A 19,704-nucleotide genomic window follows, 5' to 3' on the forward strand; every position below is an offset into this window, starting at 1 on the left:
CCGCCGAGCGCGACGCTGAGATGCGGATTGAGTCCCTGACCATTAAAGCCGGTCACGGCGATCACCACGCCGACAAAGGCCGCGCTGGAGCCGAGGTAGCTGGGCACGCGTCCGCCGGTTACCACAAAAAAGAGCAGCGTGCCGATGCCTGACACCAGAATCGACAGATTGGGATCGAGGCCCATCAGCAGCGGCATCAGTACGGTCGCGCCGAACATCGCCACCGCATGCTGCAGCCCGAGGATGACCGTTTGTCCAAACGGCAGCGTCTCATCCGGGGCGATAAGCCCGCCGTCCGTTAGCGCTGTCTTTTTACGCCATTGAGGAAACCAGGAGCTTGCCATCGTTATCTCCAGAAAGTGAGGGATTGTGCCGCGCAAGGCGGATTAGCGGGCATCCTGCCGCAGCAGCGGACAATAGCCGCGATCGAACCAGGCCAGCCCATGCGCTTCGTCGCTGCGACTTAGCGCCAGCACCTCGCAAAACAGCACGTCATGCGTGCCGACGCGGGTAATTTCACTGATGCGACAGTCGAAAGAGATCAGCGCGCCTTCGAGCATCGGTGAGCCGGTCACGCCGTCACGCCACTGCGCCGCCTGAAAGCGCTCCGCCACGGGTGTTTTACCGCCAAACAGGCTGGAAAGCGCTTCCTGACCCGCCGCCAGGGTATTGACGCAAAGCTGGCGGTTGGCGTCGAACACCGACCATACCGAGGCCGAACGATTGAGACAGACCAGCAGCGTCGGCGGCGTATCGGTCACGCTGCATACTGCCGAAGCGGTGAATCCAGCGCGACCGGCCGGGCCATCGGTGGTGATGATATTGACGGCGGCGCCAAGGCGCGCCATCGCGTCGCGAAACGCCTGTTTTTCTACCGCAACGGCGTCTGGCATAAGAGAAAGGGTGCTCATTAACGTCTCCTCAGCTGGCGGCGCGCGACGGCGCGGCCTCGCTCTGGTTAAGCCACTGCAGCAGCAGCGTATTAAAGCTTTCGGCATCGGTCACGCTCATCGCATGCCCGCCCCAGGCCATCGTAATCTGCTGCGCGTTGGGCAGCGCATCGGCCAGCTGCGTGCTGCAGCTCCAGGGCACCAGCATGTCATCCTGACTACAGATCGCCAGCACCGGCTGCTGGATGCGCGCGGCCAGCGGCGTGAAGTCGGCACCCATCAGGGCTTCCAGACGACGCAGCAGGTTGTCGCGTCCCTGAAAATGAGCGATATGCGCCGCCTCCTCCTCGGCGAGACGCTGCTGATGCTGCGCCATCCACTCCGCCGGATAGAGAAACAGCGGCTGCGCGCGCGCAAAGGCCTCAACGCCGACCTTGAGCAGCAGATCCTGCCGCACCTGAAAGCAGCGCCGCGTATGGGGATGCAGCCGTAGCCAGCCGTTGATCACCGCCACGCGCTCCACCTGCTCCGGGTAATCCAGCGCCAGCTGCAGGCCCACCAGACCGCCCAGCGCATGACCAATCACGCCAAAGCGCGCAATGCCGCGCCGCGCCAGCGCAGCCGCCAGCTCGGTCGCCATCATCGCCATGGCGTAGTCGAGCGGCAGCGCCTCTGCGCTGCGCCCGGTGCCGCGCTGGTCGTAGAGCACCAGGCGATAGCGCGCGCTCAGCGCCGCCAGCTGCGGCTGCCAGAAACCCGCTACGCCGCCTAAGCCCGATGCGAGCACCAGCGTCGGTGCCGCTGAGTCCTGACGTCCTACTATCTCCAGATGCATCACGCCTCCCGCTGACCGATATGCGCTACGCTGGCGATCTCTACCAGCGCATCGGGTTTTACCAGTCCGCACTGGATGCAGAAGCGTGCGGGTTTGTCGCCAGCGAAATAGTCGGCATAAACCTGATTAATAGCGGCGTAGTCACGCCAGTCGGTGAGAAAAATAGAGTTGAAGGTGACATCCTCAAGCGTGCCGCCCGCGGTTTCTATTACATTTTTAATCGTTTCTAGTACGTGACGCGTCTGCGCGGCGGCGTCGCCGATATGGACGACGTTGTTCTCTTTGTCGAACGGCAGGGTACCGGAGACATACACCACGCCGTCAGCCAGCGTGCCCGGGACAAAAGGGGCGATCGGCGCGGCGGTGCCCGGCGGAATAATGACAGATTTCGGCATCGCGTTACTCCTTATGGCCCTGCAGGCTTTCGCAGAAGGCGTCTACGCTGGTGACCCAGCCAAAAAAGGTTTCGATATTGAAAATCGCCGCCTGCTGGGCGAAGGGCGGGCCCGCCTGGTAAGTCGCGTCTTCCAGCACCACGCCGAAATATTCAAGGAAAAAACCGTCGCGCAGCGTTGACTCCACGCAGACATTGGTCGCGATGCCGGTAAAAATCAGATGACGAATGCCGCGGCTGCGCAGGATGCTGTCGAGCGGCGTATTGAAAAAGCCGCTGTAGCGCGGTTTCGGCAGCACAATGTCGCCCGGCTGCGGCTGTAGCGCATCCACCAGCGCATAATCCCAGCTGCCCTTCGCCAGCAGCGTGCCCTGTAGCTCAGGCCGTTTACGCATGGTTTTCAGCGCGTTAGATTTATGGAAGTTGGGCGAACCGGCGTCACCCGCCTCGATATAGTGCGGGTCCCAGCCGTTCTGGAACCAGATAATCTGCACGCCTGCCGCGCGCGCGGCGGCAACGGCCTGCGCGATCTTTTCTGTAACCGGCGCGGTGGCGGAGACGTCGAAACCCGCCAGGTCGAGATAGCCGCCAGGCGTGGCGTAGGCGTTTTGCATATCCACCACGATCAGCGCGCTTTGCGCGGGCGGAAAGGCGATCGCTTCCGGGCGAGCGGGCAGTTCAACCTGCGGCAAGGTCTGGGTATGGGCGCAGTAAACGGTACTCATCAGGCGACCTCTCTGTTGTCGTTAATCTGGCTGCGGCACTGCATCAGCGGCTGAATATGCTGGCCGAAATCCTCAATCCCCTGCAGGAAGTCATCAAAGGTGAGCAGCACGCCCTGCGCGCCTTCAACCTGTGCCACCTCATCCAGCATGCGCGCCACGCTGGCGTAGGAGCCGACCAGCGTGCCCATATTGATATTGACGGCGGAGGTAGGATCGGCCATTTGCCGCACGTTGGTGTCGCTGCCGGAGCGCTTATCCTGCTGGCTTTGCGTGGTTAGCCAGGCGAGCGCTTCGTCGTCGGCGCCAGCTTTGTAATGCTCCCATTTTGCGCGCGCCGCCTCGTCGCTCTCGGCGGCGATAATCATAAACAGCACGTAGGAGCCGACGTCGCGACCCGCCTTGTCCGCCGCCTGCTTCATGCGCGCGGCGGTTGGGGCGAAGGCGGCTGGCGTATTGACGCCCTTGCCGAAGCAGAAGTTGTAGTCGGCATGCTGCGCAGAAAACGCCATGCCCGCGTCGCTTTGACCCGCGCAGATCACCTTCATCGGCTTCTGCGGCTGCGGACTGACGCGGCAGTCGTTCATGGTGAAGAACTCACCTTTGAAATCGGACTGGCCGCTGCCCCAGAGATCGCGCAACACGGTGACATATTCGGTCAGGTAGTCGTAGCGGCGGCTAAAGTAGTCATCACCCGGCCAGAGGCCCATCTGCTCATATTCCGGTTTCTGCCAGCCGGTCACCAGGTTGACCCCGAAGCGGCCGCCGGAGATCGAGTCGATAGTTGACGCCATGCGCGCCACGATGGCGGGCGGCAGCGTCAGCGTGGCGGCGGTTGCATAGATTTCAATACGCGACGTGACGGCGGCCAGGCCAGCCATCAGGGTGAAGGATTCAAGGTTGTGATCCCAGAACTCGGTTTTGCCGCCGAAGCCGCGCAGCTTGATCATCGAAAGCGCAAAGTCGAAGTGGTAGCGCTCCGCCTTTTGTACGATCGCCTTGTTCAGTTCGAAGGTCGGTTTGTACTGCGGGGCGTGGGTGGAAATCAGCCAGCCGTTGTTACCAATCGGAATGAAAACGCCAATCTTCATATCAAACCCTCTTTGCCGGTAGTTAAACGGTTTGTTGCGCTGCGCGGCATCCTGCTTCATCCCTGATGGCGGCGCTTGCTGACAAATTTGCAAAGGTTGTGCCACAAAAAGAAAAGTTTTCTTTAACAAAGAGTTAATCAAGAAGGGTGAAAAAAGATGGACCAGATGGTCAAAAAGCACTGCACGTTTTGCAGGCACGCTGGGCAAAAAAGGTGCAGTCGCTGAATTGGGCAGGCCGGAACGGCTTTGCTATCATGCCTCTACGCTTAAGGAATGAGGTAACGCTGTGAAATCCGATGAAAAAAAACCGACGCGACGTTCGCGCGCCACCGCTGCGAAACGCGCCGCCATTCTGGATGCCGCGCTGGCGCTTTTCTCTCAGTTTGGTATTCATGGCACGCGTCTGGATCAGGTTGCCGAGCGTGCCGACGTCTCAAAAACCAATCTGCTCTACTATTATCCCTCGAAAGAAACGCTCTACGTCGCGGTGCTGAAAGAGATCCTCGACGTCTGGCTGGCGCCGCTGCGTGCGCTGCAGCACGATATGGATCCGCTCAGCGCTATTCGCCGCTATATTCGCCTCAAGCTTGAGGTATCGCGCGACCATCCGCAGGCGTCGCGCCTGTTCTGCCTGGAGATGTTGCAGGGCGCGCCGCTGCTAAAAGGCGAACTGGCGGGCGATCTTAAACAGCTGGTGGATGATAAAGCGGCGATCGTAGAGCGCTGGATTAACGAAGGTCGACTGGCTGGGGTTCAGCCGCAGCACCTCTTTTTTATGCTGTGGGCCACGACGCAGCACTATGCGGATTTCGCCAGTCAGGTCGAGGCGATTACCGGTCAGACGCTGCGCGATCCGCAGTTTTTCGATGAAACGGTCGAAAACGTGCAGCGCATGATCATCGAAGGGATCCGCGTGCGCTGATGTTTCTCGTTTAACCTTATTCCCGCCTCTGCGTCCGGCTGGCGACATGTTTTTGCCACGGAGTAACTTATGGATTCTGTTTCACAACTGCTGTTGGGCGCGTCGGTCAGCGTCGCGGCGATGGGGCGGCGGGTGCCGCTCTGGCAGGCGGCGGCGGTGGGGGCGGTGGGCGGCACCTTGCCCGACCTTGATGTGTTTATTGATCACGGCGATGCCATCCGCAATATGACATTGCACCGCACCGAAAGCCATGCGCTGCTGTGGCTGACGCTGGCGTCGCCGCTGCTCGCCTGGCTTATTGCAGGCATTTTCCGTCGCGGGCCAGGCTGGCAGCAGTGGTGGCTGGCGATCTGGCTGGCGCTGATTACCCATCCGCTACTGGATCTGATGACGGTTTACGGCACACAGCTGGGCCTGCCGCTCACCGATCACCCCTATGCCGTCGGCAGCATTTACATTGTCGATCCGCTCTATACGCTACCGCTGCTTATCTGTCTGGGGGCGGCGCTGTGGCGCGGCGGCGCACACGGTGTGCGCTGGAACAGGGCCGGACTCACGCTAAGCACGCTCTATCTGGCATGGAGCATGGCGATTCAGGGCATAGCAGGCTGGCAGATTAAACAGTCGCTGGCGCAGCAGCACCTTCCAGATGAGCAGGTGCTGGTGACGCCTACCGCCTTTAATACGCTGGTATGGCGCACTGTCATTATTGACGGCGATCGCTATGGTGAAGCCTACTGGTCGCTGCTATCGCCGACCCGGCCGCTGCGAATAAGCTGGCATGCGCGTCATATGGCGCTGTTCGCGCAGCTGAAGGGCAGCTGGTATGCGGAGCGCGTCGCCTGGTTCAGTCACGGTTTTTATGCGATGCGCGAAGAGCAAGGACAAATCGCCATTGCAGATTTACGTATGGGGGAAGGGGAGAACTATACCTTTACCTTTGGACTCGGCACGCCGCAGTCGCCCGCCGCGCATCCTGAACGGTTGCCCTCCACGCGTCCCTCGCTGGGCCAGAGCTTCAGGAAGATGGGGGAACGACTGTAAACATACAGCCAGCCCCCTTTTGCATGTGTTATAGCGAGTGGCCCCGGTCAGGCGACCGGGGCCGCTCGCTTTTAACGGGCGGCGCGACGGCGCAGCAGCCAGCCCATGGTAAGCATCACAAACCACAGCGGCGTGACCATCAGCGCCTGACGGGTATCATCTTCCAGCGTCAGCAGCACCAGCACGAACACAAAGAACGCCATCACCACCCAGCACATCACCTTGCCCAGCGGCATCTTAAAGCCTGACGCCGCATGGCGCTCCGGGTACTTTTTACGGTAGGCCAGATAGCTGCAAAGAATAATGGTCCAGACGAACATAAACAGGATCGCCGAAACCGTGGTAACCATAGTGAAAACCGTCATCACGTCCGGGATCAGGTAGATCAGCGCGACGCCTGCCAGCAGACAGAAACAGGAGAAGAACAGACCGGCAGTCGGTACCGCGCGCGCAGAAAGCTGACCAAAAGCGCGATGCGCCACGCCCTGCTGCGACAGGCCGTACAGCATACGGCTGGTAGAGAAGATGCCGCTGTTGGCAGACGAGGCCGCCGAGGTCAGCACCACAAAGTTAACGATGCTGGCCGCCGCAGGCAGCCCGATCAGCACAAACATCTCAACAAAGGGACTGCGATCCGCCAGCACCTGTGTCCAGGGCGTAACCGCCATGATCACCATCAGCGCCAGCACATAAAACATAATTACGCGCAGCGGAATAGCGTTAATGGCGCGCGGCAGTACCTTATGCGGATCGTGCGTCTCTGCAGCCGCCGTACCGACCAGCTCAATGCCGACGAAGGCGAAGACCGCAATCTGGAAACCGGCGAAAAAGCCGCTAAGTCCTTTCGGGAACAGGCCGCCGTGATCCCAGATATTGCTCAGAGAGGCGGTGCCGCCGCCCGGCGAAGGATAGTGAAGGGTAACCAGCACGATGCCGGTTACGATCAGCGCCACAATGGCGACGATCTTGATAATGGCGAACCAGAACTCCATCTCGCCGAACATCTTCACCGTGGCGATATTAAGCGCGAGGAAAACGAAGACGCACAGCAGGGCGCTCATCCACACGGAAAAGCCAGGGAACCAGAGCTGGAAATAGGCGGATATCGCCACCACGTCGGCAATGCCGGTGACGACCCAACAGAACCAGTAGGTCCAGCCGGTAAAGTAGCCTGCCCAGGGGCCAAGCAGATCGGCGGCGAAATCGCTGAAAGATTTATACTCCAGATTAGAGAGCAGCAGCTCTCCCATGGCGCGCATCACAAAAAACAGCATAAAGCCGATAATCATATACACGAAAATGATTGACGGGCCCGCCAGACTGATGGTTTTGCCGGAGCCCATAAACAATCCGGTACCGATAGCGCCGCCAATGGCGATAAGCTGGATGTGACGGTTATGCAGATTGCGCCGTAGCTTGTCAGGGTTCTCCTGCTCAGCAACGGTATCTTTTGTTTGATCAACCATAAAATCGTTATTCCTGTCTGGATGTTGTGTCAGCTCTGCTGGCTGTTTGTGGTTCCTTGCCGCAGGGCAAGTTGGCATAAGATAGAGGAATAAGACAAAAGCTCGCTAATTGTTTTTGTTACAAATGCGACCTTTACGTCTTAGTAACATGTCAGTAAATCTTTACGCGGCACAAACTTGCGGCACAACGCTGCTGTTTTAAACGAAAAGCGCCATTGCCAGCGCTAAACCGGCGCGTAGCTTCTACACTTTTGTTCTCTAAATCAAGCTGCTGCGAGAGGGAGAATGCGCGCAATCGTTTTGTTGCTGGTGCTGATAGCCGTCGGATGGTGGAGTCTGCCATGGCTGAAGCAGCATTTACCGCCCCAGTTCAATCCCTTTACGCCGCTGGCGGTCACCGATCCGCCGGGCTGGATGACGCGATATAAACTCAAGCGGCTGGCGAGCAATCCTGAGGCATGTCTTGACGTTATGCGACGCGCTGAGCACGCGGGAAGCGTGACCTTTAGCGTGCGTCCTGACGTGACGGGCGCATGCCCGCTGCAAAATCCGCTGCGCATTCAGCGTTTCGGCAGGGTCAGCTTAAGCAGCAGCTTTCTCGCCAGCTGCCCGATGGCCGTCGCCAGCACCATGTATATTCTGCAAAGCCAGCAGCGTCTGGCGCACGCATCCGCCTCGCCGCTGGTGCGCATCAGCCATGTCGGCAGCTATGCCTGCCGCAACGTTTACCACCGTAAAGAGGGGCGGTTAAGCGAGCATGCAACTGCTGACGCCTGGGACGTCACCGGCTTTCAGTTTGCCAATGGAGAACGCGTCGAGGTAGGAAAAAACTGGACGCAGCCTGAGAATAAATCCGCTCTGCTGCATCTTTTCTGGCAGGGGGGCTGTAATAATTTTGGCAACGTGCTGGGGCCGGATTATAACGCCGCGCATGCCGGCCATTTTCATTTTGGCATGCGCGGAACGGGATACTGCCGGTAAATTAGACCGCCGGGTTTAAGCCGCGTTTAATCAGGAAATGATTGGCAGGCCAGGAAAATATAAATCCGGTCAGCGTAGCGAGCTGCAACATAAACCAGAAAGCTGTCAGCAGAGGATCAATTTGCTGATTAAGCACAAATTTCAGGGCCAGACTCATAAAGAGGAAAATGCCCGCCTGATAAACCAGCAGCGGAAAAGCCTCGGTACGAAAGGCTAACAGCAGGGCGCGCCACACTGAAAGCACCTCGCGCTGCTTAATCGCCAGAAATTGTAAAAAAAGGCCGCTTATCAGAGAAATAGCAAGGCAAATAATTGCCTGCATCCAGAGCGGCGTAGCGAAATGATAATGATTTAGCAAAGTGATAATCGGAAGTGTCATCAGTTCGCTAAAGATGCAGGCCGCAGCGGAAAGGGAAGTCGAAATAAATATGGTTGGCCAGCTCGCATAATGATGAATTTTTTGCGGCACTAATAACGCAAGTTTAAGCTGACGAGAGGGTTTCCGGCCAAGATACCACCATGCCAGCCAGCCGATGAAGGGCATGTAGAGACCGGTCAGCGGCCAGATAATGTTCATTATTCCGACAGGGTGAGGATGGCGGAAAATATCTTTAAGGATCATCAGAGCGGTACAGCCTCCTAATACCAGGAAGGGTAATGCCAGCTGATTCAACATAGTGTGTCCCACCTGCAAAAGTTAAAGCGCATCCGTCAAAACGGCTGAAGGCTGCCAGACGCCTGCCGGCCGTACGTAAAGGTTATGCAAAGAGTCCGCTGTTAAGCGTAGCTCCGATCGTCCTACATAGAAACGATCGGCTTATCAACCGAGCGGCAAAAAGCGCACAGATTTCTACTCCGTCTCGCTTTTTGGCTTTAGAATAGCTTAACTCTATGTTTACAAATAAATTACGTTAGTAAACTAATTTCACTTAATAGCCATGCTGAATGATGGTCAATGTATGAGAATTTATTGTCGTCAGGCAGATTGAATCTCATTAAGAAAAATCTTATTCTGTTTTTCCGGCGGCTATAATGCTGTGAATAGGATCACCTTTCGTGAAGCGCAGGAAACACGTTTTAAGTAAAACACGCACAACCGGACGTAACGTGGTTTTTACTTCCATACCTGTTTTTTTCTCAATAAAACTTTTTTCTCTTATAAATTTATTTTTTTAAAATGAACAATCTCAATAACCAGACGCATCAGCGTGAGGATAACGCCGAGGCAATATGACTAACGACAATTATTTCGTCTGGCGCCGAGAGACGGAAAAAGAATTTCAGGCCATCACTTCAACCGAAGAATTGAAGACGCTCATTCAGACTCAGGTGGAGTCTTTAGGCTTCGATAGCTATTCCTTTTTGATTCAGCATCCTGTGCCTTTTACCCGGCCGCGTATTTTTTTACATAGCACTTACCCGAAAGCCTGGATTAAACGCTATGAGGAAAAAAACTATTACGCCGTCGATCCAGTTTTAATGCTATGCCAGCAGCCCGGTCGGGGTTTAGAGTGGACGCACGACCTGTTCACCGACGCCGGTGATTTGTGGAAAGAGGCGCAGGAGCATGGCCTGAACAGCGGTTTTTCCTGTTCCGCCATGGCGTCAAATCGCGCCATTGGTATATTATCTATAGCATCCCGTCTGGCAAGCCGGACGCAACATCAACACGTCGAGCTGGAAGTGAAACTGCACTTTCTGGCGGAACTGAGTTTGCGTTCACTTCAGCGTTTTTCAGATGATACGCTGATGGTGCTAAAAAATGATTTCAGTCAGCGCGAGTTAGAGATTTTGAAATGGACCGCAGAAGGGAAAACGTCGGCTGAAATTTCGCTTATTTTAGCAATCTCGCAACACACGGTGAATTTTCACCAAAAGAATATGCAAAAGCGATTTAATGTTTCCAATAAAACTCAAATTGCCTGTTATGCGGCGGCAATTGGACTGATATAGAAAAAGGCAACTACTAAATTTAGTAGTTACGTTGCCGGAAGCAGTTGTCTACCCTGCGCCGGGACTTTGCCAGGCTGGCGTAGCGTAAATCAATGCAAACATGAGGATGTCAGGGGCGCATGATGAAGATAATTCAAACCCAGTTAAAGGATATGCCGTCCTCTCTGCTGGCCGAACTAGGCAGCTACCGTTATAGCGTATTTGCGCGTGGAGAAGGCTGGTCGATCCCGCCTCGTCTCAGTACGCCGGGCCAGGAGTACGATCGGTTTGATCGTTCAGACGTGACCTGGCTGCTGGCCTGGAACGCCCGTGACGGCATCAGCGGCTGCGCGCGACTGATGCCCTGGCATGAGCCGGCCCAGAGTGAAGGGCTGGTGGTGCCGTTTAGCCATGAGAAAGTGTGGGAAATGTCGCGCTTCTCGGCGAAGCTGGAACTGGATGCGGAACTGCCGTTTAACCTGCTATGGCACGCCGTACAGCTCGCTGAACTTAATGGTATGGAGTATTTGATTAGCTCGGCGACGCCGATGCTGGAGAAGATGTTTGAGGAGCACCAGGTCGCCTATGAGCCGCTGACGCCCGGTCTAATCCAGTCGGAGGACAATCTGTTCGCCATTCGTATCCCGGTGGTGCAGCCAGCGCTGGCGGAAAAGTATCGCGGCACGCGGCGCTTCAGCCCGGAAGAGGTATTGCCCTCACTCGGCGTCTCCGTCAACTGGCAGTCGCACACCTGACAGCGCGCCCCCGCTTCGGCGCGGGGGCGAACGCATCACTGACGATACGCGGTCTTAATCTGTTTTATGGTATTGCTGAACACTTCCGCCTGCGGCTTATCACCCAGAGTTTGCACGTAGCGTTCCATATTAATAATCACTTTACCGGCATCCGCCTGGCCCATTCCTTTCAGAATCAGCGTCACCATCATTTTCAGACAGGCTACTTCATCGGCCAGCTTCAGCGTGTCGTGCGAGGTTACAAATTCTTCATCGCTCATCGTGTTCTCCTTGGGGGTTAATCGATCGTGCCGGCATGTTCCGCGCAGCCGTCCATGAGTATATCACAGCGCGCTATTTGGCTGCGAAAGCGAAGCGTAACGGCTGTTGCTTGCGCTACAGGATATTATTTAAAGCAGGAGTTGAATTATTTTCACAGAGTGGCCGCGTCGCATTTAAGCGCATTTTAAATTTTACTTCTTTTTAATTTAAGTAATTGAAATAACTATATAAATAAAAAAGATAAATGATCATATTTCATCCGGTCGCCATATTTTTGCGCTGGCTGGAAAGCGTTGATGTAAATCAGGGAATACGGTCAAACATTCGGCCGGTTGATGTTCTTTACCACGAAAAACAGGTATCATGCGCGCATTCAATATCAGATTTATTCCTCACTTTAGCTAGCGGAGTGCTCCCCGTTGATCAGTGTTCTTCTTGTTGATGACCATGAACTGGTACGCGCCGGTATTAGACGCATACTGGAAGATATGAAAGGTCTTACGATTGCGGGAGAGGTCTGTTGCGGCGAGGACGCGGTAAAGTGGTGCCGGGCTAACCAGGTCGACGTGATCCTGATGGATATGAATATGCCGGGCATCGGTGGGCTGGAAGCGACGCGCAAAATCGTCCGCTACAACCCCGATATCAAAATTATTATGCTGACGGTTCACACTGAAAATCCGCTGCCCGCCAGAGTGATGCAGGCAGGCGCGGCGGGCTATCTGAGCAAAGGCGCCGCGCCGCAGGAAGTCGTGAGCGCCATTCGCTCCGTACATGCTGGCCAGCGCTATATCGCCTCGGATATCGCGCAGCAGATGGCGCTGAGCCAGATAGAGCCGCAAAAAGCGGAATCTCCCTTCAGCTGTTTGTCGGAAAGGGAATTGCAGATTATGCTGATGATCACCAAAGGGCAAAAGGTGACGGAAATTTCCGAGCAGCTCAATCTCAGTCCTAAAACCGTTAACAGCTACCGTTATCGCATGTTTAGCAAGCTGAACATCAGCGGTGACGTAGAGTTAACGCATCTGGCCATTCGACATGGCCTGTTCAATGCGGAGCCGTTAATCAGTAGTGAGTGAAGTTTTCAACGCCAAAGCCTTTCTCAGCACGGTGACCAGTCAGCCGGGCGTGTATCGCATGTACGATGCCTCGGACACCGTGATCTATGTAGGAAAAGCCAAAGATCTCAAAAAACGCCTCAGCAGCTACTTTCGCAGCCATGTCGGCAGCCGAAAGACTGAGGTGCTGGTCAGCAACATCCATCATATAGACGTCACCGTCACGCATACCGAAACGGAAGCATTGCTGCTGGAGCATAACTACATCAAGCTCTATCAGCCGCGCTATAACGTGCTGATGCGTGATGATAAATCTTATCCGTTTATCTTTCTCAGCGGCGATACCCATCCGCGTCTGGCCTATCACCGCGGCGCGAAGCACGCGAAGGGCGAATATTTCGGGCCGTTCCCTAACGGCTACGCCGTACGCGAAACCCTGGCGCTGATGCAGAAAGTGTTTCCGATTCGCCAGTGTGAAAACAGCGTTTACCGCAACCGCTCCAGACCCTGTTTGCAGTATCAGATTGGACGCTGCCTCGGGCCGTGTGTCGCCGGTCTGGTGAGCGAAGAGGAGTATGCGCAGCAGACGGAATATGTGCGGCTGTTTCTGTCCGGCAAAGATGACCAGGTGCTGAACATGCTGGTAAAACGCATGGAAGAGGCGAGCATCGGGCTGCGGTTTGAAGAGGCGGCGCGTCTGCGCGATCAGATTCAGGCGGTACGCCGTATCACCGAGAAGCAGTTTGTCTCTAATCAGGGCGACGATCTTGATGTAATGGGCGTAGCCTACGACGCGGGCATGGCCTGTCTGCACGTACTCTTTATTCGTCAGGGCAAGGTGCTGGGCAGCCGCAGCTACTTCCCGAAAGTCCCCGCGGATACCGAGCTGGCGGAAGTGGTGCAGACCTTTGTCGGCCAGTTTTACCTGCAAGGCAGCGAAGCGCGCACTCTGCCTGGCGACATCCTGCTGGACTTCAACCTGCCGGAACGCGAGCTGCTCTCCGCATCGCTGAGCGAGCTGGCGGGACGCCGCGTAACGATCCAGAGCAAACCGCGCGGCGATCGTGCGCGTTACCTCAAGCTGGCGCGCACCAATGCGGCGACGGCGCTGACCACGCGGCTGTCGCAGCACTCTACTATCCAGCAGCGGCTGGCGGCGCTGGCGCAGTTTCTCGAGCTGGACAAAATCAACCGCATGGAGTGTTTCGATATCAGCCACACCATGGGGGAGCAGACTATCGCATCCTGCGTGGTGTTCGACGCCAACGGCCCGCTGCGCAGCGACTACCGCCGCTATAACATCGAAGGCATTACCCCTGGCGATGATTACGCGGCGATGAATCAGGTTCTGCGCCGCCGCTACGGCAAGGCGCTGGAAGAGGATAAAATTCCTGATGTCATTCTGATTGACGGCGGCAAGGGACAGCTTTCGCAGGCGAAGCAGGTTTTTGCCGAGCTGGAGGTGGAGTGGGATAAGTCCCGGCCGATTTTACTGGGCGTGGCGAAAGGCAGCGATCGTAAAGCGGGACTGGAAACGCTGTTCTTCGAGGCGGAAGGCGAGGGCGTTTCTCTGCCGCCGGACTCTCCAGCGCTGCATGTGATCCAGCATATTCGTGATGACGCTCACAATCATGCAATTTCGGGCCACCGAAAAAAACGGGCGAAAGTAAAGAATACCAGCGCGCTGGAGAGCATCGAAGGCATTGGCCCGAAACGTCGCCAGCAGCTGCTTAAGTATATGGGGGGCCTGCAACCGTTGATGAACGCCACGGTTGAAGAGATCGCCAATGTGCCCGGTATTTCATTCGCGCTGGCGGAAAAAATATATCATTCGCTAAAACACTAGCATTGAAACAGGTGAGGCAATGTAGGAACATAGGGGAAATTCTACCCATTCCAGACAGTTACCGGCATATGCAACTTAACATTCCGACGTGTCTCACCCTGTTTCGAGTCGTCCTGATCCCTTTCTTCGTGCTGGCTTTCTATCTGCCTTTTCACTGGGCGCCTTTCGCCACCGCGCTGATCTTTGTCATTGCCGCCGTGACCGACTGGTTTGACGGATTTCTTGCGCGCCGCTGGAAGCAAACCACGCGCTTCGGCGCCTTTCTCGATCCGGTAGCCGATAAAGTGATGGTGGCGATTGCGCTGGTTCTGGTGGCGGAATATTTTCACTCCTGGTGGATTACCTTACCGGCTGCGACCATGATCGCGCGTGAAATCATTATTTCCGCGCTGCGCGAATGGATGGCGGAAATCGGCAAGCGAAGCAGCGTCGCCGTCTCCTGGATCGGCAAGGTGAAAACCACGGCGCAGATGCTGTCGCTGGTCGCGCTGCTGTGGCGTCCCGATACCACGGTTATCGCCGTCGGCGTGGTGGCGCTTTACATCGCCGCCGTGTTAACTTTCTGGTCAATGTTTCAGTATTTAAGCGCCGCGCGCGGCGATCTGCTCGATAGCTGATCGAAGCGACTTAAAAAGCAGCAAACGGACGCACTGTGAGGATAATTCTGTTGACTCAGTGCGTCAGGTCAGTAGAATGCATCGCATCGAACGGCAGCGAGGCTGCCAGAAGATAAAGAAAATCAGCAAGTTCCGTTAAATTGCTGAACAATGCGGGAATAGCTCAGTTGGTAGAGCACGACCTTGCCAAGGTCGGGGTCGCGAGTTCGAGTCTCGTTTCCCGCTCCAGTTTTGCAGGTCAGGATAACCTGGCGGCACAGCGGATAAAGGCGCGTTGGCAGAGTGGCCATGCAGCGGATTGCAAATCCGTCCACCTCGGTTCGACTCCGGGACGCGCCTCCACTTTACACCCTGCCCGGGTGGTGAAATCGGTAGACACAAGGGATTTAAAATCCCTCGGCTGTATGGCTGTGCGGGTTCAAGTCCCGCCCCGGGCACCATCTCTACCGATTAAAAATTCCGAATTAAAATAAAGCAGTAGTAAGCAATGTCGTGACCGCCTTCAGGGCGGTTTTTTTGTGCCTGTCTGTAAGACAAAAAACCCGGCGTTAACCGGGTTTTATCGTTAAGACTGCGGCTGTCCCACAGGGCCTGAGCCCAGCGTGCCGCCCGGCGACGACTGGCCGCTTGGCGCATGAGGACGGCCATCCGATTTAATCGCATCGCTACGGTGCATACAGCCCGCCAGCGCCAGCACCGCCAGCGTAACGCAGATCCCTTTTTTCACGTTGTTCATCGTTGCCACCTCATTCTCCGGTATTGAAAAAGAAAGTATAAAAACGCAATGAAATTAAAGCGTAGCAGGCTGTCGCCAACGCACCAGTCGTAAAGTCTTAAATCTCATCAGGCTGGAAAATTTTGACCCGCCTCTCATCTGATGCTGCCCGGAGTGCAAATCAGTGTGGTATGCGATACTTTCACGCCTCAATAACGCGACACGGGTCGCGATGATACAGAAGGATGCGAGATGCAGGGCGTCGTGAAGTTTATTAAAGGCTGTCTACTGTTTTCCCTGCTGTGGGGTCTGTTTATGTGGTTCTGCTTCTGGCAAAAAGAGGGAATGGAGGCGGGGATGGCGATCGTAAAAAGCCTCTACGCAGGCGTTATCTATCAGGCTATGACGACGATGGTCGCGCGCTATAAGGCTCGTCGTCAGGCTAACCGCTTTAACAGCGATGCGGCATTCGCCGCATCGTTTACTTATTTTCCCGCTACTTACTCAAACTTACCGGTCAGGCGGCGATGAAAATCGCTGCTGCGCGTATCCAGACCGACAATCGTTACCTGCGCGCCGTGGCGCTGATAGCGATATTCAATGCCGTCAAGAGCGGCAACCGATGACGCATCCCATATTTGCGCATGGGTCAGATCGATAGTGACCTGTTTCGGGTCATGTCCGTAGTCGAAATGTTCAAACAGATCGTTGCTGCTGGCGAAGAAAAGCGGGCCGCGCACGCGATAGCACACCGATTTGCCGTCGGGGCTGACTTCGCGCTCGGCATGAATAACGTGAGCGATACGGCGCGCGAATAGCACGATGGCGACAATAACGCCCGTCAGCACGCCCAGCGCCAGGTTGCCCGTCCACACCGTTACTATAATCGTTAGCGCCATTATCAGCGTCTCTGACCAGGGCATACGTTTGAGGGTGGCGGGCTGAAGGCTGTGCCAGTTCACGGTCTTTACGGCGACCACCATCATAATTCCTGCCAGCACCACCATCGGGATCTGCGCCATCAGCGCGCTCAGACCGGTTACCAGCAGCAGCAGCACCAGACCGGCAACGACGGTTGAGACGCGCGTGCGCGCCTTGCCCAGCTCGACGTTTACGATAGTCTGGCCGATCATCGCGCAACCGGCGATACCGCCGTAGAACGCGGCGAAAATGTTGGCCACGCCTAAACCCCATGACTCACGGCGCTTGCTGGAGGGCGTATCGGTCAGATCGTCCACCAGTTTGGCAGTGAGCAGCGACTCCATCAGGCCGACAAAGGCGATGCTGAGCGCAGTCGGCCAGACAATTTGCAGTGTCTGTATATTAAGAGGCACCTGCAACGCATTCAGACCGGGCAAACCTGCGCTCATAGGGCCTTCATCGCCTACGTTGGGTACGCGCCAGCCGAGCAGCAGCGCGACGGCGGTCACGACAACGATAGCGATGAGCGGAGAGGGCACGCTTTTCAGCACGTGCGGCAGCAGCAGTACAATCCCCAGCGTGATGGCAAACAGCAGCCACACCAGCGAATTTTGTCCCCAGACGTGCGGCACCTGCGCAAAGAAAATCAGGACGCCCAGCGCGTTGACGAAGCCAAGCATGACCGAGCGCGGAATATAGCGCATCATGCGCGCCAGGCCGGCGATCCCGAACAGGATCTGGATCAGGCCGCCCAGCACCACGGCGGGCAGAATATAGGCCACGCCGTACACGTGCACCATCGGGCCGATCACCAGCGCCACCGAACCGGCTGCGGCGGTGACCATCGCCGGGCGTCCGCCCAGCACCGAAAGCGTCAGGCACAGCACCACAGACGCCACCAGACTGACCTTCGGATCGACACCGGCAATAACCGAAAAGGAGATCACTTCAGGAATAAGCGCCAGCGCGGTGATCACGCCAGCAAGACACTCACGGGTGAGCAGGGCAGGGGAACGCAAAACGCGGCCCACGGTCAGGTCGTTGTCCACGGCTTGAGGCGCGGCAACGTCATTGGGTTGGCTCATAGATTACAGGCTCTTTTTAATAATCCGTTCTCGCGGCGAAAGCGAAGAACGCAGAAGAAATTAAGCAGGAGAGAGTACTGTCTGAGAGGGAAATTTGCCAGCGATCACAAAACTAACGCAATGACTCCATCCATGGAATCAGCATTACACCGACAGATCGTCAGGTGTCTTATGCACAACCAGCTCAAGGAGTTGGCGATAGACGTCGAGCGACACCACATCTGACTCCAGCTCCAGCCGATGGATCAGTTTCGAGATGATCGCTTTATTAGTGACAGGTTTGCCGGCCTGTAAAATCTCAGCCACCACTAAGCCTAATATTTCCATCTCGCTGGCCGCTTTACTGGCTGCTGCGTTGAAGTAATCACCAATCTCTTTATCGGTTTGGGGAACAGCGTTTTGCATGTGTCAGTCCTAAAAACAGTCCCAACGATCAGGTCGGGTACCCGATCAATTTACGATGAAAATCCCCCTTACATGGACAGATGTAAAGGGCCCTGTGTCATCAAAAAAGGACCTCTGAAGGTGGAAATCCACTGACACCTTCAGAGGCGACGCAAACGCATCATTCGTTACGGAATCGTTATCCGATTCATGGGGGGTAAAGTTATACAATGAAGGTGTACACGCACAAGGAAAAACTTGAACAATTCGTGCTATGCATTATTTATCAAAAAGATATAAAGATATGATATGAGGAAAAGCTGTACAAAATGTTTGTACAACGCAATGGTTGTAACGGTAAACGGGAAAAAGTCTGCTCTTTTTCCCGCCCGGTTTTAGCTAAAAAGTTTTAACTTTGATGTAAGTTTTCGGACCGATTGTTTCTCGCCAACCAGCGCCAGGCCGAGCAGCCGCCACTCTTTCGCTGGTATTTCACGCATTGCCGCGCTAAAGGCCGCGTAATCCGTGGTGGTTTGGCCTTGTTCAGGAAAGAGCACCAGATCGCACGCCATCTCCGCGCAGCGGGCGCGCAGCTCATCCATCTCCGCATGGCTGGCTGCCAGCACAGGGATGCCGAGCGGGATCAGGCCGGGATAGCTGCTGGCGTCCGCATCCTGTAGCGGGTCACCGACCAGCGCAGGATGACGCTGGCCGAGCGTGAGGGCGATCACCGCAGCGGCGTTAGCGGCTTTTCCCGGGGCGAGGTCGTTTTGCAAAATCATGACGCAACGAGGGTCTTGCATAGCACTTCTCCAGACAGAAAAAGCGCATTGTGACCAGGCGTTCAGCCTGCGTCTGGAAGATTTGTGCACGCCTGCTGATAGCGTGCCGGAGTGAGATGGCAGGCGCGTTTAAACCAGCGACCCAGATGGCTCTGATCGGCGAAGCCCAGGTCCGCGGCGACGTCGGCGGCGGCGCGGCCTGCCGCCAGCTGGTGACGGGCCTGGGATAAGCGCCACTGCACCAGCCAGGCGTGCGGCGGCAATCCCCACTGCGCCTGGAACAGGCGCGAAAGGCGGAAACGATCCACCTGTAGCGCATCGGCCATCGCCTGTAAGCCCGGATTCAGCGCATGATGGGCAATCAGCCAGTCGCGTGCCTGCTGCGCCAGTTGGCGATCGCGGTCCGCCGGACGCGTTTCGCTGCGCCATAACGGATGCTGGCTCAGCTGCATAAATAAGCGGTCCAGCGTCGCTTCTTTGATCAGCTCAGGATGATCGTGCCACAGCGCGTCAAAACAGTGCCAGACGGCGTAAGCGAGCGCCTTGTCATCGCGCAGCGTGGCGGCGAAGTGTAGCTCGCCGCCCTGGTCGGTGCCGAGCGGCGCCAGCTGCTGAGAGAGCTGCTGCGGCGACAGATAGAGCATGCGATAGGTAAAGCCCTGCGCATCCACCGCGTCGCCATCGTGCAGCTCCTCCGGCTCCAGCATAAACACTGTGCCGGGACGACTCTGATGCTGTTTACGGCGCGAGTGAAACTGCTGCACGCCTTGCTCTGTCACGCCAATCAGATAGCTGTCGTGCCAGTGGGGATCGTAGGCGTGCCCGGTAAAATGCGCGCGGATCGTCTCAATGCCGCGCGAGGGATCGCGACGCAGATCTATCCAGTTGTTGTTACGATCGGGCATAGCTGACTCCGCTTTTACTCCGTCTGGATATTTTCAGGGTCTTAAAAGCCTGACAACAGACGCGTCATTTTTTAACGACATGTGCTATTTTCATTAGC

At 56.2% G+C, this 19,704-nt stretch carries 23 protein-coding genes and 3 tRNA genes; 12 read left to right on the forward strand and 14 right to left on the reverse strand.

Going from position 1 to position 19,704, the window contains the following annotated elements; translation table 11 throughout:
• The 6 genes from B3797_RS07085 to rutA form a co-directional block, all read right to left on the reverse strand.
• The coding region (locus tag B3797_RS07085) for a solute carrier family 23 protein (RefSeq protein ID WP_311790732.1) at positions 1–344 on the reverse strand (344 nt) is incomplete at its 3' end.
• A gap of 42 nt (positions 345–386) precedes the next feature.
• The gene (gene rutF, locus B3797_RS07090; RefSeq protein ID WP_311781802.1) at positions 387–911 is read right to left on the reverse strand and encodes an NADH-dependent FMN reductase RutF; all 525 of its coding nucleotides are present in this window, start codon (positions 909–911) and stop codon (positions 387–389) included.
• 10 nt (positions 912–921) lie between these two features.
• Positions 922–1,725, reverse strand: a complete 804-nt coding sequence (gene rutD, locus B3797_RS07095) for a pyrimidine utilization protein D (protein ID WP_311790733.1) — start codon at positions 1,723–1,725, stop codon at positions 922–924.
• Positions 1,725–2,120, reverse strand: a complete 396-nt coding sequence (rutC, locus tag B3797_RS07100) for a pyrimidine utilization protein C (RefSeq protein ID WP_120451920.1) — start codon at positions 2,118–2,120, stop codon at positions 1,725–1,727. Before rutC ends, rutD begins: the two co-directional genes overlap by 1 nt.
• Positions 2,121–2,124: 4 nt before the next feature.
• Complete coding sequence (gene rutB, locus B3797_RS07105; protein WP_269949194.1) at positions 2,125–2,844, reverse strand: pyrimidine utilization protein B; 720 nt, start codon at positions 2,842–2,844, stop codon at positions 2,125–2,127.
• Positions 2,844–3,932: a pyrimidine utilization protein A gene (rutA, locus tag B3797_RS07110; protein ID WP_311781798.1), complete on the reverse strand. Its 1,089-nt coding sequence runs from the start codon at positions 3,930–3,932 to the stop codon at positions 2,844–2,846. Before rutA ends, rutB begins: the two co-directional genes overlap by 1 nt.
• A 286-nt stretch (positions 3,933–4,218) precedes the next feature.
• Between rutA and rutR the strand changes: the two genes are divergently transcribed.
• Positions 4,219–4,854, forward strand: coding sequence for an HTH-type transcriptional regulator RutR (rutR, locus tag B3797_RS07115; protein WP_311781797.1), 636 nt, complete (start codon positions 4,219–4,221; stop codon positions 4,852–4,854).
• A gap of 69 nt (positions 4,855–4,923) precedes the next feature.
• Entirely contained in the window at positions 4,924–5,898 is a 975-nt protein-coding gene (locus tag B3797_RS07120; protein WP_311790734.1) for a metal-dependent hydrolase, read from the forward strand.
• 71 nt (positions 5,899–5,969) lie between these two features.
• On the opposite strand, the gene cycA is transcribed toward B3797_RS07120, so the two are convergent.
• Positions 5,970–7,364, reverse strand: coding sequence for a D-serine/D-alanine/glycine transporter (gene cycA / locus B3797_RS07125; RefSeq protein ID WP_311790735.1), 1,395 nt, complete (start codon positions 7,362–7,364; stop codon positions 5,970–5,972).
• 285 nt (positions 7,365–7,649) lie between these two features.
• Between cycA and B3797_RS07130 the strand changes: the two genes are divergently transcribed.
• A complete protein-coding gene (locus tag B3797_RS07130) occupies positions 7,650–8,345 on the forward strand; it encodes an extensin family protein (protein WP_311790736.1) in 696 nt (231 codons plus the stop codon).
• A 1-nt stretch (position 8,346) separates the two neighbouring features.
• Here the strand turns inward: B3797_RS07130 and B3797_RS07135 are convergent, their stop codons facing one another.
• Positions 8,347–9,021 carry a DUF4396 domain-containing protein gene (locus B3797_RS07135; protein ID WP_311781794.1) on the reverse strand — a complete coding sequence of 225 codons (675 nt, stop codon included), beginning with the start codon at positions 9,019–9,021 and terminating at the stop codon, positions 8,347–8,349.
• 554 nt (positions 9,022–9,575) lie between these two features.
• Here B3797_RS07135 and sdiA point away from each other — a divergent pair.
• Both sdiA and B3797_RS07145 read left to right on the forward strand, forming a co-directional pair.
• Positions 9,576–10,298 (forward strand): transcriptional regulator SdiA, encoded by a 723-nt coding sequence (gene sdiA, locus B3797_RS07140; RefSeq protein ID WP_311781793.1) that lies wholly within the window; start codon positions 9,576–9,578, stop codon positions 10,296–10,298.
• Between the two features lie 122 nt (positions 10,299–10,420).
• Positions 10,421–11,032: an autoinducer synthase gene (locus tag B3797_RS07145; protein ID WP_311781792.1), complete on the forward strand. Its 612-nt coding sequence runs from the start codon at positions 10,421–10,423 to the stop codon at positions 11,030–11,032.
• A gap of 35 nt (positions 11,033–11,067) precedes the next feature.
• On the opposite strand, the gene B3797_RS07150 is transcribed toward B3797_RS07145, so the two are convergent.
• Positions 11,068–11,292, reverse strand: coding sequence for a DUF2594 family protein (locus B3797_RS07150; RefSeq protein WP_033751095.1), 225 nt, complete (start codon positions 11,290–11,292; stop codon positions 11,068–11,070).
• Positions 11,293–11,712: 420 nt separating this feature from the next.
• Here B3797_RS07150 and uvrY point away from each other — a divergent pair, with 420 nt between their 5' ends.
• The 6 genes from uvrY to B3797_RS07180 all read left to right on the forward strand — a co-directional run bounded on the left by uvrY (position 11,713) and on the right by B3797_RS07180 (position 15,254).
• Positions 11,713–12,372, forward strand: coding sequence for a UvrY/SirA/GacA family response regulator transcription factor (gene uvrY, locus B3797_RS07155; protein ID WP_311781791.1), 660 nt, complete (start codon positions 11,713–11,715; stop codon positions 12,370–12,372).
• Positions 12,365–14,197, forward strand: a complete 1,833-nt coding sequence (uvrC, locus tag B3797_RS07160; RefSeq protein ID WP_311781790.1) for an excinuclease ABC subunit UvrC — start codon at positions 12,365–12,367, stop codon at positions 14,195–14,197. Before uvrY ends, uvrC begins: the two co-directional genes overlap by 8 nt.
• A 68-nt stretch (positions 14,198–14,265) precedes the next feature.
• On the forward strand, positions 14,266–14,814 hold the full coding sequence (pgsA, locus tag B3797_RS07165; RefSeq protein WP_311781789.1) for a CDP-diacylglycerol--glycerol-3-phosphate 3-phosphatidyltransferase: 549 nt from the start codon (positions 14,266–14,268) through the stop codon (positions 14,812–14,814).
• A gap of 152 nt (positions 14,815–14,966) precedes the next feature.
• Positions 14,967–15,042: transfer RNA gene (locus tag B3797_RS07170), tRNA-Gly, on the forward strand.
• A 40-nt stretch (positions 15,043–15,082) separates the two neighbouring features.
• Positions 15,083–15,156 (forward strand) — tRNA-Cys (locus B3797_RS07175).
• Positions 15,157–15,167: 11 nt separating this feature from the next.
• Positions 15,168–15,254 (forward strand) — tRNA-Leu (locus B3797_RS07180).
• Positions 15,255–15,379: 125 nt separating this feature from the next.
• Here the strand turns inward: B3797_RS07180 and B3797_RS07185 are convergent.
• Entirely contained in the window at positions 15,380–15,550 is a 171-nt protein-coding gene (locus B3797_RS07185) for a hypothetical protein (RefSeq protein WP_311781788.1), read from the reverse strand.
• A 231-nt stretch (positions 15,551–15,781) separates the two neighbouring features.
• Between B3797_RS07185 and B3797_RS07190 the strand changes: the two genes are divergently transcribed.
• Complete coding sequence (locus B3797_RS07190) at positions 15,782–16,060, forward strand: DUF6404 family protein (protein ID WP_414693042.1); 279 nt, start codon at positions 15,782–15,784, stop codon at positions 16,058–16,060.
• On the opposite strand, the gene B3797_RS07195 is transcribed toward B3797_RS07190, so the two are convergent.
• From B3797_RS07195 to B3797_RS07210, 4 genes are all read right to left on the reverse strand, one after another.
• Positions 16,030–17,535, reverse strand: a complete 1,506-nt coding sequence (locus tag B3797_RS07195) for a SulP family inorganic anion transporter (protein WP_311790737.1) — start codon at positions 17,533–17,535, stop codon at positions 16,030–16,032. The two genes, B3797_RS07190 and B3797_RS07195, sit on opposite strands and share 31 nt — an antisense overlap.
• 144 nt (positions 17,536–17,679) lie before the next feature.
• Entirely contained in the window at positions 17,680–17,940 is a 261-nt protein-coding gene (locus tag B3797_RS07200) for a biofilm/acid-resistance regulator YmgB/AriR (RefSeq protein ID WP_311781785.1), read from the reverse strand.
• Positions 17,941–18,314: 374 nt separating this feature from the next.
• The gene (locus B3797_RS07205; protein ID WP_311781784.1) at positions 18,315–18,722 is read right to left on the reverse strand and encodes a DUF2000 domain-containing protein; all 408 of its coding nucleotides are present in this window, start codon (positions 18,720–18,722) and stop codon (positions 18,315–18,317) included.
• A 41-nt stretch (positions 18,723–18,763) separates the two neighbouring features.
• A complete protein-coding gene (locus B3797_RS07210; RefSeq protein ID WP_311790738.1) occupies positions 18,764–19,606 on the reverse strand; it encodes an AraC family transcriptional regulator in 843 nt (280 codons plus the stop codon).
• Between the last annotated feature and the right edge of the window lie 98 nt (positions 19,607–19,704).

The sequence above is a fragment of the Pantoea sp. UBA5923 genome, assembly GCF_002431095.1.
Classification (GTDB): domain Bacteria; phylum Pseudomonadota; class Gammaproteobacteria; order Enterobacterales; family Enterobacteriaceae; genus Pantoea; species Pantoea piersonii.